Source organism: Arhodomonas sp. KWT2, from assembly GCF_041949875.1.
Classification (GTDB): Bacteria; Pseudomonadota; Gammaproteobacteria; order Nitrococcales; family Nitrococcaceae; genus Arhodomonas; species Arhodomonas aquaeolei.
In genome coordinates, this window is record NZ_JBHFPQ010000035.1 from 17,543 (window position 1) to 31,069 (window position 13,527).

General features: G+C 64.6%; 9 protein-coding genes. 1 reads left to right on the forward strand and 8 read right to left on the reverse strand.

Annotation, left to right across the window (positions count from 1 at the left end; genetic code table 11):
- Positions 1-3: 3 nt before the first annotated feature.
- The 8 genes from ubiE to ACEZHJ_RS05425 form a co-directional block, all read right to left on the reverse strand.
- Positions 4-771, reverse strand: coding sequence for a bifunctional demethylmenaquinone methyltransferase/2-methoxy-6-polyprenyl-1,4-benzoquinol methylase UbiE (gene ubiE / locus ACEZHJ_RS05390; RefSeq protein ID WP_163140438.1), 768 nt, complete (start codon positions 769-771; stop codon positions 4-6).
- 3 nt (positions 772-774) lie between these two features.
- Positions 775-1,170: a gamma-butyrobetaine hydroxylase-like domain-containing protein gene (locus ACEZHJ_RS05395; protein ID WP_163140440.1), complete on the reverse strand. Its 396-nt coding sequence runs from the start codon at positions 1,168-1,170 to the stop codon at positions 775-777.
- Between the two features lie 214 nt (positions 1,171-1,384).
- Positions 1,385-2,707, reverse strand: coding sequence for an ATP-dependent protease ATPase subunit HslU (gene hslU, locus ACEZHJ_RS05400; protein ID WP_259202365.1), 1,323 nt, complete (start codon positions 2,705-2,707; stop codon positions 1,385-1,387).
- Between the two features lie 16 nt (positions 2,708-2,723).
- On the reverse strand, positions 2,724-3,266 hold the full coding sequence (gene hslV, locus ACEZHJ_RS05405; protein ID WP_163140442.1) for an ATP-dependent protease subunit HslV: 543 nt from the start codon (positions 3,264-3,266) through the stop codon (positions 2,724-2,726).
- A 325-nt stretch (positions 3,267-3,591) separates the two neighbouring features.
- Positions 3,592-6,624, reverse strand: a complete 3,033-nt coding sequence (locus tag ACEZHJ_RS05410) for a type I restriction endonuclease subunit R (protein WP_375036312.1) — start codon at positions 6,622-6,624, stop codon at positions 3,592-3,594.
- Positions 6,625-6,637: 13 nt separating this feature from the next.
- Positions 6,638-7,945, reverse strand: coding sequence for a restriction endonuclease subunit S (locus ACEZHJ_RS05415; protein WP_163143136.1), 1,308 nt, complete (start codon positions 7,943-7,945; stop codon positions 6,638-6,640).
- Positions 7,942-8,955 carry a virulence RhuM family protein gene (locus ACEZHJ_RS05420; RefSeq protein WP_375036313.1) on the reverse strand — a complete coding sequence of 338 codons (1,014 nt, stop codon included), beginning with the start codon at positions 8,953-8,955 and terminating at the stop codon, positions 7,942-7,944. Before ACEZHJ_RS05420 ends, ACEZHJ_RS05415 begins: the two co-directional genes overlap by 4 nt.
- On the reverse strand, positions 8,952-11,123 hold the full coding sequence (locus ACEZHJ_RS05425) for a class I SAM-dependent DNA methyltransferase (protein ID WP_163142210.1): 2,172 nt from the start codon (positions 11,121-11,123) through the stop codon (positions 8,952-8,954). Before ACEZHJ_RS05425 ends, ACEZHJ_RS05420 begins: the two co-directional genes overlap by 4 nt.
- Positions 11,124-11,793: 670 nt before the next feature.
- Between ACEZHJ_RS05425 and ACEZHJ_RS05430 the strand changes: the two genes are divergently transcribed.
- Positions 11,794-13,239, forward strand: a complete 1,446-nt coding sequence (locus tag ACEZHJ_RS05430) for a DUF3375 domain-containing protein (RefSeq protein WP_375036314.1) — start codon at positions 11,794-11,796, stop codon at positions 13,237-13,239.
- Positions 13,240-13,527 lie beyond the last annotated feature (288 nt).

A 13,527-nucleotide genomic window follows, 5' to 3' on the forward strand; every position in this document is an offset into this window, starting at 1 on the left:
GTGCTAGTAGACGTGGCCGCGGTGAATGGCCACGACGCCGCCGGAGAGGTTGGTGTACTCGCAGTCCTCGAAGCCCGCCTGTTCCATCATCCCCGCAAGCGTCTGCTGGTCGGGGTGCATGCGGATGGACTCGGCGAGGTAGCGGTAGCTCTCCGCGTCGTGGGCGACGAGCCGGCCCATGGCGGGCAGTACGCCGAAGGAATACGCGTCGTAGAGCGGACGCAGCGCGGTGATGTAGAGCCGCGAGAATTCCAGCACCATGAGGTGCCCGCCCGGGCGCAGGACCCGCCGGATCGCCGCGAGGGCGCGCTCCTTGCGGGTGACGTTGCGCAGCCCGAAGGCCATGGTCACACGGTCGAAGCTCGCGTCCGGGAAGGGCAGCTGCTCGGCGTCGGCGATGACGTAGTCGATGTTGTCCACCGCGCCCTCGTCGATCAGCCGGTCGCGGCCGCGGGCGAGCATCGCCGGGTTGATGTCGGAGCTCACCACCCGGCCCTCGTGGCCGACCCGCCGGGACAACGCGAGGCTGAGATCGCCGGTGCCGGCGGCGAGGTCGAGGACGTGATGGCCGCGGCGGGCGCGGGTGGCGGCCATGGCCTGATGCTTCCAGATGCGGTGCAGGCCGAACGACATGAGGTCGTTCATGAGGTCGTAGCGCTCCGCGACGGACTGGAACACGGCACCGACGCGCTGGCGTTTCTCATCCAGCGGGACCTGCTGGTAGCCGAAGTGGGTGGTGCCGCTGTCCTGCTGCTCGTCGCCGCTCGCCACGGCCTACTCCTTGTTCGGGTTGGTGCGGCGCGCGTGCCCGGCATGGGCGAGCGCGTCGAGATAGTCCTGCCAGTAGCGCGACTGGTCGGTGCCCAGCTCGTAGAGCAGGTCGAACGAGTATAACCCAGAGTCGTGGCCGTCATCGAAGACCAGGCGCAGGGCATAGTTTCCCACCGGCTGGACGTCGGTCAGGCCGACCTCCTCCTTGCCGGTGACCAGTACTGCCTGGCCCGGGCCGTGTCCGCGCACCTCCGCGGACGGCGAGTACACACGGAGATACTCCGCCGGCAGCTCGAAGCGTGAGCCGTCGTCGAAGGCGATCTCCAGCACCGCCGAGCGCCGGTGCAGGCGGATGTCGGTGGGCGTGCGGCCGGTGTCGGTACGTGGCGGGTGCTGCATGGGGACCTCACGGTTCCATCAGGGCCTGGCGACAGGGTCGTGACGTGCCGCCGTGGACGCGCCCGGGCTTGCGCCCGGGCATGGCGCATGGGACCCATCGCCTCGGCGGACGGCGGAACGCTCGATGGCCGCCGTCCTGGCCGTCCGGTGTCCGTGTACCGGATTCTAACGCGGCGGCGCGGGCCCGGCGCCAGGGGCCGGGCCGATGCCGCACTCAGAGGATGTAGCGGCTGAGGTCCTCGTCCCGGGCGAGGCTGCCCAGGTGCTCGTCCACGTAGGCGGCGTCGACGGTCACCGTCTCGCCGCTGCGGTCCGGGGCCTCGTAGGAGATCGCCTCCAGCAGCCGCTCCATGACCGTGTGCAGCCGCCGGGCGCCGATGTTCTCGGTGCGTTCGTTGACCTCCCAGGCGACCTCGGCGATGCGGGCGACGCCCTCCTCGGCGAAGCGCACGGTCACGCCCTCGGTGCTCATCAGGGCCTCGTACTGGCGCACCAGCGAGGCGTCCGGCTCGGTGAGGATGCTCACGAAGTCCTCCACCGCCAGGGCCTCGAGCTCCACGCGGATGGGCAGCCGGCCCTGAAGCTCGGGGATGAGGTCGGAGGGCTTGGAGACGTGGAACGCACCGGAGGCGATGAACAGGATGTGGTTGGTGTTCACCATGCCGTGCTTGGTGGAGACCGTGGAGCCCTCCACCAGGGGCAGCAGGTCGCGCTGCACGCCCTCGCGGGAGACGTCGCCGCCGCTGCCGCTCTCGGCGCGCTTGGCCACCTTGTCGATCTCGTCGAGGAAGACGATGCCGTTCTGCTCGACCCGTTCCAGGGCCTGCTGCTTGACCTCCTCCTCGTTGACCAGCCGTGCGGCCTCCTCCTCCTCGAGCAGCGGCCGTGCCTCGCGGATCGGGAGCTTGCGGGTGCGGGTGCGCTCGCCGCCCATGTTCTGGAACATGCTCTGGAGCTGGTTGGTCATCTCCTCCATGCCCGGCGGCGCCATGATGTCCACGCCGCCGCCCTGGGTGCGCAGCTCGATCTCGATCTCGCGCTCGTCGAGCTCGCCCTCGCGCAGCTTCTTGCGCATCTTCTGCCGGGTGCCGCTGCCGGCCTCGTCGTCCTCCCAGCCGCGGGCGCGGGGGAGCAGCGCGTCGAGGATGCGGTCCTCGGCGGCGTCGGCGGCCTTGACGCGCACGCCCTCCATGGCCTCCTGGCGGGTCATCTTGATGGCGTTGTCCACCAGATCGCGGATGATGGACTCCACATCACGGCCGACGTAGCCCACCTCGGTGAACTTGGTCGCCTCTACCTTAATGAAAGGCGCCCGTGCCAGGCGGGCGAGGCGCCGGGCGATCTCTGTCTTGCCCACGCCGGTGGGGCCGATCATGAGGATGTTCTTGGGGGTGATCTCCGCGCGCAGCTCCTCGTCCACCTGCATGCGGCGCCAGCGGTTGCGCAGCGCCACGGCCACGGCGCGCTTGGCCTCGGCCTGGCCGATGATGTGCTTGTCTAGCTCCTGGACGATCTCTCTGGGGGTCATGTCGGACATGTCGGTTCCGCTCCGGTCACTCCTCGCCCAGCTCTTCGATGGTGAGGTGGTGATTGGTGTAGATGCAGATGTCGGCGGCGATGTGCAGCGAGCGCTCGACGATGTCGCGGGCGCCGAGCTCGGTGTTGTCCATCAGCGCGGTGGCCGCGGACTGCGCGAAGCCACTGCCGGAGCCGATCGCGATGAGGTCGCGCTCGGGCTCGACCACGTCGCCGTTGCCGGAGATCATCAGCGTGGTGTCCCGGTCGGCGACCAGCAGCAGCGCCTCCAGCCGGCGCAGGGCGCGGTCGGAGCGCCAGTCCTTGGCCATCTCCACGGCGGAGCGGGTGAGGTTGCCGCGGTGCTTCTCGAGCTGGCCCTCGAAGCGCTCGAACAGTGTGAACGCGTCCGCGGTGCCGCCGGCGAAGCCCGCGATCACACGCTCGTGGAACAGCCGGCGCACCTTGCGCGCGTTGCCCTTCATCACGGTATCGCCGAGGGTGACCTGGCCGTCGCCGCCGAGCGCGACCCGGCCCTGCCGACGGGCGGCGAGGATGGTGGTGCCGTCAAATTGCCTCACGTTGGTGCTCCGGACTGCCTCGAATGGATGCGCGACGGCCCCGCCGGGCCGCCGGCGCGGCGATTGTACAACGGTGGGGCGCACCGCGACGCCTTTCAAGGGCGACGGTGGTGTGGCACCAACTCTCATTGTGGCAATGCGTGCCGGCTCGATGACGGCCCGGGCTAACGTTGCCCTGTTCTCAAGCGCGGCGGCGATGTCGCACACGGCCTGCCGGACCGGGTAGGTCGTGCGCCGAAGGCGTGCGACGTCTCGCCAGCCGTTTCATGTGCGCCTGCGATCTGTGCCGGGGCATGGGGAGGGGAGCGGTGGCCTCGCGCCCATATTATTCGCGAAGCCTGCTGTACACCTCGCGTAACAAATGTTCTCGGGCGACTTGCCGGAAGTCGTCGTCATTCATCAAACGCCCGAAAATTTCCTCGTTGCCGTCCATGCGCTCGATGAACAGGCTTTCCAGCATCCTGTTGAACACGTATGCGAAATTTTCCATTGAGTTCGCCTGCGCCGCTTCGCGCAGGGTGTCGTTTTCGACCGCACTTTCTGCGATCTGGTCGAAGAACAGCTGATCGGCCGGCGTGAACTCCGTGCCGAAGCGCTCGTTCAGCCTCCCGATAAGCGTGGACAGCTCCACGTTTTCGTCCTCGGCGCGGCCTGTGCCCACTTCCTTTGGGCCGTACAGGGGCTCCGGTTCCCCTACGCCCAGATCGATTGCCCCCTCGCTGATCTTCTGTAGCCGGTAATACTGAAGGGAAACCTCGTCGTCCAGCTCGAAAACGGCGTCGTCAGCGCGGCGTGGCAGCTTGGACAGCAGGAAGCGGCCATAGCTGTAGAGCTTCTCCAGGCTGCTGTCCTGATAAGGGATGATCTGTGCCAGGAAGGCATACAGGTTGCGGAAACTGGTGAGCTGGCCCTTGAACTGCTCCTGGTGGTCTTCGTCCAGGGCCTGGTAGCGCGTCACCGCCTGGTCGAGGATGGCATTGATCTTCTGGTGGTCGGCCGCCGTGGGCTCGCTGCGGTTCTTGTACCAGATCTCCGCGAAGGCGCTGACCTCATCCGGGGCGAACACCTGGGCTTCCTCTAACCGGTGCTGCAAGTCGTAGAGCTGATGGGGATCGGTGGGTTTCCCCTGCGGCGTAACCTCGTAATAGGGCTTGAACGCCTCGTAGATCTCACCGGGCTCGTTGGCGAAATCCAGCACGAAGGTGTCCTCCTTACCCGGCGCCGTTCGGTTCAGCCGGGACAGGGTCTGCACGGCCTGGATTCCCGATAGGCGCCTGTCCACATACATGGTATGCAGCAGTGGCTGGTCGAACCCGGTCTGGTATTTCTCCGCCACCAGCAGCACCTGATAGTGCTCCGAGGCGAACCGGTCCGGCAGCTCGGTTTCCTTGATACCGTCGTTCATGCCCACTTCCGTGTACGACTGCCCGGGAAAATCCGGGTCGGTGACGCTGCCGGAGAAGGCCACCAGGGAGCGGATGCCGGTAATGCGGTGGTCCTGGATGTACTTGTCGAACGCCTGCTTGTAGCGCACGGCGTGCAGGCGCGAGGCGGTGACCACCATGGCCTTGGCCCGGCCGCCGATGCGGTGGCGGGTGTTGTGGCGGAAGTGCTCGACGATCACCTCCACTTTCTGGGCGATATTGTGGGGGTGCAGGGACATGAAGCGCGCCAAGGCCCTGGCCGCCTTGCGCTTGGGTACTTCCGGATCATCGTCGATGGATTTGATCAGCCCGTAATAGGTCTTGTAGGTGGTGTAGTTTTCCAGCACGTCCATGATGAAGCCTTCCTCGATGGCCTGACGCATGGAGTACAGGTGAAAGGGCGGCTGGCCGTCCGGGCCGGGCTCGTTGAACACCGCCTGGGTCTTGAACTTGGGCGTGGCGGTGAAGGCGAAGAAGCTGATATTGGGCTGGCGGGGGCGTTTGAGCATCTCCTCGAACAGCTTCTTGCGCGCCTCCTCGGAAAGATCCTCCTCCTCCACATCCAGGAACTCCTCCGCGATGGCCGACTCGATGCCGTCGCGGTTGAGCACCTTGCGCAGCTCCATGGCCGTCTCGCCGGACTGAGAGCTGTGCGCCTCGTCCACGATCACCGCGAAGCGCTTGCCCTCCGTGCTCAGCTCCACTTCCTCGCCCTTCTTGGCCAGGGTGTCCATGGCCTGGGTGATGAAGGGGAACTTCTGGATGGTCGAGATGATGATGGGTACGCTGGAGGAAAGCGCCTGGGCGAGCTGCTGGGTGTTCTCGTCGATCTTCTGCACCACTCCCTGCTTGTGCTCGAACTGGTAGATGGTGTTCTGCAACTGCTGGTCCAGCACCCGGCGGTCGGTGATCACCACCACGGTATCGAACACCTTGTTGTCGTCGGCGTCGTGCAGGCTGGAGAGGCGATGGGCCAGCCAGGCGATGGAATTGGATTTGCCCGAGCCCGCGGAGTGCTGCACCAGGTAGTTGTGGCCCGGTCCCTGCGCCCGGGCGCTGGCCACCAGTTGCCGCACCGCGTCCAACTGGTGGTATCGGGGGAAGATCAACGCTTCCTTGCGGTGGCGTTTCACCCCCTTCTTCGTCGTGACCTTGTTTTCGGTCACTTCCAGGTGCAGGAACCGAGCGAGGATGTCCATCAGGCTGTCGCGGGCGAGCACCTGCTCCCACAGGTAGCTGGTGCGGTAGCCGCCCTCTTCGGCGGGCGGATTGCCCGCCCCGAAGTTGTGGCCGCGATTGAACGGCAGAAAGGCCGTCTTGCTACCGCTTAGCCGCGTGGCCATGAAGGCCTGGTCCGGGTCCACGGCGAAATGCACCAACGCGCGCTCCTTGAACCGGAAGATCGGCTCGGTCGGATCGCGGTCATTTTTGTACTGGCGGATAGCGTCATCCACCGTCTGCCCGGTCATGGGGTTCTTCAGCTCCAGGGTGGCCACCGGCAGGCCGTTCACCGACAGCACCACGTCCAGGGATTGTTTGGGGTGCGTCTCGCTGAAATGCACCTGCCGTGTCACACGGAGGCGGTTGTGGCCATAGGCCGCGGCGGCCTCCGGGTTCATGCCGGTATTGGGGGCGAAGTAGGCCAGCCGGAAGGTCTTGCCGAAGCACTTAAAGCCGTGGCGCAGCACATGCAGGGCGTTCTTGGAGGCCAACTCCTTGAACAGCGCACTCAGCAGCACCTCGCCGGCCTGGTCGCCGTGGAGCTTGACCAGGGACTGCCAGCGCTGCGGCTGGCTGGCCTGGATAAAGGCGATCACCTCGTCGGGGAAGAGCGCGCGCGCCGGGTCGAAGCCTTGGGGGGCGCCCTGCTCATAGCCGCCGTGCTCGGTCAGCGACTGCTCCATGGCCTGTTCGAAGTAGATTTCCTGGTGCATGGGCTTCTCCGGTTCAGGCCACCTTGATCTGGCCGGTGACGGCGTTGGTGATCAGGGCGGAGCGATACTCTTCCAGGCGCTCAATTGCCTTGCCTATTTTTCTTGACACCCCATGCAGTTTCGCTTGGCTTTCCTGGAGTGCCAGCGCGATCTCTCGCTGCTCGGTTACTGGAGGAAGCGGAACGCATAGGTTTTCGACTTGACTACAAGTTATTGCTCCTTTTGTGCTGCCTCCCCCGTCACTCTCACTTCTTAGGTAAAGGTAAGCTCTTTCAAAAATGGCATAGAGGTAATCAATATCAATAACTCGCTCATCAGGTTTCACGAATACTAAATGCTGATTTATTGTTGCTTGAATCTCTAGCTTTGTGGTCATCCCTCGCGTCTTTCCCTGACCAGTAATTCCTAGCAGAATTGCGGGTGGATCAATTATCGGCAGATGGCATTCACGCAATGCCAATTCTGTAACGAATTGATCTGCTTCGGTTGCTGACCCTTTATTCACAACCCCGCTATTCAACCAAGGATAGTCACCGCCAACCCAATAATCCGCATTTTCCCGACTCGGCGTGGAGCCATTCCCAACTGCTGCGAAGAACTTAACGCGCGAGGCACGCCAATGCGCCGGAATCTCCCCCAGCCACTCGATGCCGCTGTCTTTCATGGGGGCATCGGGATCAAGCCCCTTGGTGACGGCGCGGGTGATCAGGGCGGTGCGCTTTTCGGCCAGCCGGTCGCGCAGGCGGCGCTTCCTGGCGATCAGGGTGTCGATCTCGGCGGTCTTGCGGTCGAGGAAGGTGGCGATTTTTTGTTGTTGTTCGATACGAGGGAAGGCGATCGGCAGGCGCACAATATCGGATGCATTGGTTGCCGGATAACTTACCCCGACGGATTGCGCCACAACAGCATTCACGAAGGCATCCGAAGTTGCGAAATAGCCAAGGAAGTTGGCATCGATAGTTGAGCTGGGACGCAGCACGGCAAACCCGGTGGAAGCAACCAGATTTTCGGGCGGTTCGCGAACTACCGTAATGGCCCGCAGATAGGTGCGTACTGTAGAAACCAGCGTGTCACCAGGCCTGACTAAACGGCGAGCTCGGGACGGGGCATCCTCGAAGGAAAATTCCTCAGTATCCACTATTCCCTGCCCAAGGGAGACACTGGAAATATCGGCGTAAGTCATCCGCCAATCAGGGTCGGTCGAATCGGATAGCGCCTCGGGGTTCACTCTCACCACATGTTTCAACGGCTTCACCTGCCATCCCGCAGGTAATCGGCCAAGCCAATTCAATGCTTCCTGAGGAAAAGCGGCAACGCTCATTTGTCACCCTCCTTCTTGATCCGCTCCTCCAGCGCCTCCAGCTCCCGCAACTCCTCGGCATCGGCCTCCAGCGCCTCATCCCGTCGCCGCCGGGCATCGAACTGCTCGTAGCGCTTGTGGGCGATATGTTCCATGCGGTCGCGGCTGATGCTGCCGGCCCCGTCGAGAATCGGCCGTTCGTTGAATTCCAGCAGCCGGTCTACGTTGTGGCGCCAGTAATCCAGGGTCAGGTCCTGGCGCTCCCGGGCGCGCAGTTCGGCCTGTTCCAGGAAGATCACCACCAGACGGTTCAGCGTGTCCACCTCGTCAGCGCTCAGGTAGTTCTTGGCAACGGTGACATCCTGCTTGCGCACCCGGGCGCCCTGCCAGTTGGTTAGGGCCATGTTGGGCTCGCCGGGGTCGGCGCGGTTGACCACGATCTCGGCGGCGGTGTGGCCGGTGACGGCGTAGAGGAGTTTGTTCTGAACCTCAGCAAAGAATCGGTTGGCTTCTTGGTCGTCGGAGCGGTAGTCGCTGGAGAGGGCGAAGAGGTCGCGCACTTTCTGGTAGAAGCGCTTCTCCGACGCGCGGATGTCGCGGATGCGGGCCAGCAGCTCGTCGAAGTAGTCCCACCCGCCGGGCTCCTTCAGGCGCTCGTCGTTCATGGCGAAGCCCTTGACCAGGTACTCCTCCAGGTGGGCGGTGGCCCACTGGCGGAACTGGGTGCCGCGCGGCGAGCGCACCCGGTAGCCCACGGCGAGGATCATGGGCAGGCTGTAGGCCTTGAGGCGCCGCCGGACCCGGCGCTCGCCCTCCTGGCGAACTTGTAAGGAATCCTTACAAGTTGCCTCGGGGCCCAGCTCGCCTTCCTCATAGATCGCGCGGATGTGCTGGGTGATGGCTTGGGGCGTGGTGTCGAACAGCTCCGCCATCTCCGCCTGGGTCAGCCAGGCGGTATCCCCTTCTAGGCGGAGGTGGATTTCCGCCCGACCGTCCTCCGTTCTATAGAGGATGAGCTCCCCGGCGCTCATTCGGTCACCCTGTTCAGCATCTCCAGGATCTCCTTTTCCAGCCCCTGGATATCGCTTTCGATCTCCTCCAGCGGTCGGGGCGGCTCGTAGACGTAGAAGTGCCGGGTGATGGGGATTTCGTAGCCCACCCTGGTTTTGCCGTGGTCGATCCAGGCGTCGTCGACGAAGGGCAGCACCTCGCGGGCGAGGTAGTCCTCGCAGTGCTCGCGTACCAGTTCCAGCAGCGTGCTGTTGTCGGCGTCCTTGTCATAGCCGATGGGCAGCGGCAGCGGGATATCCGCGGGCAGGGGGACGATCTCGGTATCGCGCAGCTCGGTATCCGGCTCGGGGTTGCCGTCCTTATCGCGGCAGATGGCCGCTTCCGGGTCGCGCACGGACAGGGCCTTCAGAATGGCTTCCCTGAGCGGCTTGAGAAGCTTCTCATTAGCGTCCTTGAAGGCCGCCTTCAGGACGGTTTCGAACTCGGCCCGGTCGGTGTAGAGGGTGTCATCCATGCCCTGTAGGATCTCGATGATGCGCTGCTGGGTGGCCTCGCCGGCCTGGACCTCGGCGTCGTGCTCGGCCTGGTCCTTGCGCTTCTTGCTCTTGGCCAGGTTGATGAAGGCGGTTTCCTGCCAGAGCCGCTCGATGCGCTCGGCGCTGGCCTGGAAATTGAGCCGCAGGGGGCGTTCGACGGTGAGCTTCAGGTAACCGAAGTCCCGGTTGTCGAAGACCTTGGAGCAAACGCGCTCTTCCCGCTCTCCATTCTGGCCAACCGTGCAAGTGGCGCCGTCCGTGAAGTCGCCGTAGAGGCGGGTCAGCGCCTCGATGTGCTCGTCGCCCAGTTCGTTGCGCTTCTCCCCCAGGCTCTTCTTCATCTTACGGTAGTGGCGGGTGCCGTCGACGAGTTGCACCTTGCCCTTGCGGTGGTCCGGCTTGCGGTTGGTGACCAGCCAGATGTAGGTGTAGATGCCGGTGTTGTAGAAGAGTTGGTCCGGCAGGGCGATGATGGCGTCCAGCCAGTCGTTTTCGATGATCCAGCGGCGGATGTTACTTTCGCTGGGTCCGGGCTCACCGTTGAACAGGGGGGAGCCGTTGAAGACGACCGCGATCTTGGAGCCCTCTCCCCGCTGTTCCGGCGCAGCCTTCATCTTGCTGATCATGTGCAGCAGGAACAGGGTGGCGCCATCGTTGATGCGCGGCAGGCCGGGGCCGAAACGCCCGTTGAAACCCAGCGCCTGGTGCTCCTTCTTGACGTAATCCTCCTCCGGCTTCCACTCCACGCCGAAGGGTGGGTTGGCGAGCATGTAGTGGAAGGTCTTGTCCGGGTGGCCGTCGCCCGTTTCGCTATCCCCCAGGGTGTCGCCAAAGGCGATGTTATCCACGGGCTCGTCCTTGATCAGCAGGTCTGAACGGCAGATGGCCCACGATTCCTCGTTGTACTCCTGGCCGAACAGCTCAAGATGCGCCTGGGGATTCTGCTCGGTGATGTATTCCTCGGAAACGGAGAGCATCCCGCCGGTACCCGCGGTGGGATCATAGATCGTGCGCGCGATGCCGGGAGTATAGATCTCCTCGTCCTGGGTATAGAGCAGGTGCGCCATCAGGCGGATCACCTCGCGCGGGGTGAAGTGGTCGCCCGCCTCCTCGTTCGCCTGCTCATTGAAACGGCGGACCAGCTCCTCGAACACGTAGCCCATGTCGTGGTTGCTGATCCGATCCGGATGCAGGTCGATCTTCGGGTCGGTGAACGCCTTGACGATGAGATACAGGCGGTTGGCCTTGTCCAGTTTCTCGATCTCCGACTCAAAGTCGAAGGCCTCGAACACGACCCGCGCCGACTCGGAGAAGCCGTTGATGTAGCTGGTCAGGTTCGTGGCGATGTTCTCCGGGTCGGCAAGGAGCTTCTCAAAGGTATAGGGGCTAATGTTGTAAAGGGGGTAATTGCGGCCCTTGCTTGCCTTTCCTGCCAGTACCCGATGAAGCGCCTCGCCCTCCAGGCCCTGCGCCTGCAGTTTTTTGTACTCCGCGAGCACTTGCTCCTTGGTTGGCGCGAGCACGCAGTCCAGCCGGCGCAGCACCGTCATCGGCAGCATTACCTTGCGGTACTGGGGCGGGCGATAGGGGCCTCGGAGCTTGTTCGCGATTTCGAAGACGAAATTGATGAGGTTGGCAGTACTGGTCGACATTTGCGCCCTTTGTCCACTTTTACTGGGGCCCGCTTCGTTGGTTCGGGCCCGGAGCGGGGCGGGAAGAGTGGTCCTTTGATAGCGGCCGGCGTCGGCGCCCTATTCCCTGTTAGCAGGTGCAACGGAACGGCCAGGACGGCGGACACCGCCAAATCGCACGCGAACCTTGCCGGTATTTGTTCCGGATACGGCACGTCCGACGTGTTGCCCGGCGGTTTACCCTCGGCTCGGCTGGTAATCCTGGGACCCGGCTTGCTCGCCTCGATGCTATGCGCCACGACTCGTGGCGTCAGTCATTGTCGGGCGTGCATTGCTGGTCCGGCAAGGCAGGCCATTGGAATGGCCATGCAGATATCGACCCGGGCCACTGGTGTCCCGTGTCTTTCGTTGTCTGTCCCAACAGGGCGAGGGTCAGCAAATTCTTCTGGCGCGCCGTCCGGCTGAACCGGTCGCAGGCACGCATGAAACGGCCGAGACGTCGCACGCCTGCGGCGCACGACCTACCCGCGTGTGCAGCCGGACGTCGGCCGTGTGCGACATCGCCACTGCGGTGAACAGGGTAACGTTGGCCCTGGAGTGTCGTTGAGCCACCATGCATTGTCACAATCGGAATTGCCGGGTGATGGTTTGCATCGTAGACGCGGGCGATCACGGCACGGAAACTGTCCACATGGACTACGATCACGCCCGTTACCTGCGCCGCAATCATCCGGCGTGGCGGCTGCTCACCGCCGACAGCGCGCCCCTGATCGTCGGCTTTCTCCACCACGCCTTTATCCGCCCCAACGTCCGGGCCCTGGGCGAGCAGGAGCTGGCTGCGCAGCTGGAGGACTACCTTTTCCATCTGCGCGAGAGCGAGGGCGAGGATGCCTTCCCGCGGGCGGCGCTGGATTATCTCAACGACTGGGTCGGAGACGACCGGGGCTGGCTGCGTCGCTACTACCCCACGGACAGCGACGAGCCTCACTATGACCTCATGCCCGCCACGGAGAAGGCCATCCAGTGGGTCGTGGGACTGGAGGAGCGGGTCCAGTTCGTCGGTGCCGAGTCGCGCCTACGCACGGTCTTCGACCTGCTCCGCGAGCTGGTCCAGGGCGCGGAGACGGATCCCCGGGCCCGCATCGCGGAGCTTCAGCGCCAGCGCGCGGAGCTCGACGCGCAGATCGAGCGGCTCGAGGCCGGCGAGCTCGAGCTCATGGACCCCACCCGGCTGCGCGAGCGTTTCCTACAGGCCACGGGGACCGCGCGGGCGTTGCTCGCGGATTTCCGCCAGGTGGAGCAGAATTTTCGCGAACTCGACCGGGCCGTGCGCGAGCGCATCGCTACCTGGTCCGGCGGTCGCGGCGAGCTCCTGGATGAGGTTTTCGGCGAGCAGGACGTCATCGCCGAGTCCGATCAGGGCAGGAGCTTCCGCGCGTTCTGGGATTTCCTCATGTCGCCGGCACGCCAGGAGGAGCTCACCGTGCTGCTGGAACGGGCGCTGTCGCTGGAGCCTGTCGCCGAGCTGGAGCCGGACCCGCGCGTGCGCCGCATCCACTACGACTGGCTGGAGGCCGGCGAGACCACCCAGCGCACGGTGGCCCGGCTCTCCCAGCAGCTGCGCCGTTACCTGGACGACCAGGCCTGGCTGGAGAACCGGCGGATCATGGACCTGATCCGCGACATCGAGCAGCACGCCGTGGCCCTGCGGGAAAGCCCGCCCAGCGGCGACGTGATGGCGCTGGACGAGCCTTCGCCCACCGTGGAGTTGCCCATGGAACGGCCCCTGTTCACCCCGCCGGTCAAGCCCGACATCCGCGACCAGGTATTGGTGGAGGGTGACGAGGACATCGACCCGGAGGCGTTGTTCGAGCAGGTCTACGTGGACCGCGAGCGCCTGCGCGGGCACATCCGTCGGGCCCTGAACCGCCACTCCCCGGTAAGCCTGGCGGCGGTGATCCGCGAGCATCCGCTGGAACAGGGCCTTGCTGAGCTGGTCACCTACCTGGCCCTGGCCAGCGAGGACCCGGACTCGGTTATCGAGGACAGTCAGACCGATCACGTGGAATGGATCGACGCCGACGACGTTATCCGTCGCGCCGCCGTACCCCGGGTGCTGTTCAGCCGCGGCGCCTGAGCCGCCGCGCTTTGGCAGCCCGGCGCGGCCGCGCGAGGGGGTGCGGTCGTCGCGGGGCGATTCCCTCGGCGAAGCTGGGCTTGCGTGTTGTTCCAGGACAGATCTCCTGCGGGAGCCGACACGTGCCCAACAGCAACACGCCGGGGCACGGCGCCACGTAGGCCGGCATTGGCCGGAGAGGACGCCGATATCCATGACGGCCGGCGGGCCCGGGATGTCGGGCACCAAGCGTGCCCGACCTACGGGCTACGGGCATGATCCAAGCGCCAACAACGCTTACCATAGACG

What these genes read in the sequence shown, in the direction of transcription:
- ACEZHJ_RS05415 (WP_163143136.1), bottom strand. Translation starts at nt 7,945, where the DNA reads ATGAGCGTTGCCGCTTTTCCTCAGGAAGCATTGAATTGGCTTGGCCGA.
- ACEZHJ_RS05420 (WP_375036313.1), bottom strand. Translation starts at nt 8,955, where the DNA reads ATGAGCGCCGGGGAGCTCATCCTCTATAGAACGGAGGACGGTCGGGCG.
- ACEZHJ_RS05425 (WP_163142210.1), bottom strand. Translation starts at nt 11,123, where the DNA reads ATGTCGACCAGTACTGCCAACCTCATCAATTTCGTCTTCGAAATCGCG.
- ACEZHJ_RS05410 (WP_375036312.1), bottom strand. Translation starts at nt 6,624, where the DNA reads ATGCACCAGGAAATCTACTTCGAACAGGCCATGGAGCAGTCGCTGACC.
- ACEZHJ_RS05395 (WP_163140440.1), bottom strand. Translation starts at nt 1,170, where the DNA reads ATGCAGCACCCGCCACGTACCGACACCGGCCGCACGCCCACCGACATC.
- ACEZHJ_RS05430 (WP_375036314.1), top strand. Translation starts at nt 11,794, where the DNA reads ATGGACTACGATCACGCCCGTTACCTGCGCCGCAATCATCCGGCGTGG.
- hslU (WP_259202365.1), bottom strand. Translation starts at nt 2,707, where the DNA reads ATGTCCGACATGACCCCCAGAGAGATCGTCCAGGAGCTAGACAAGCAC.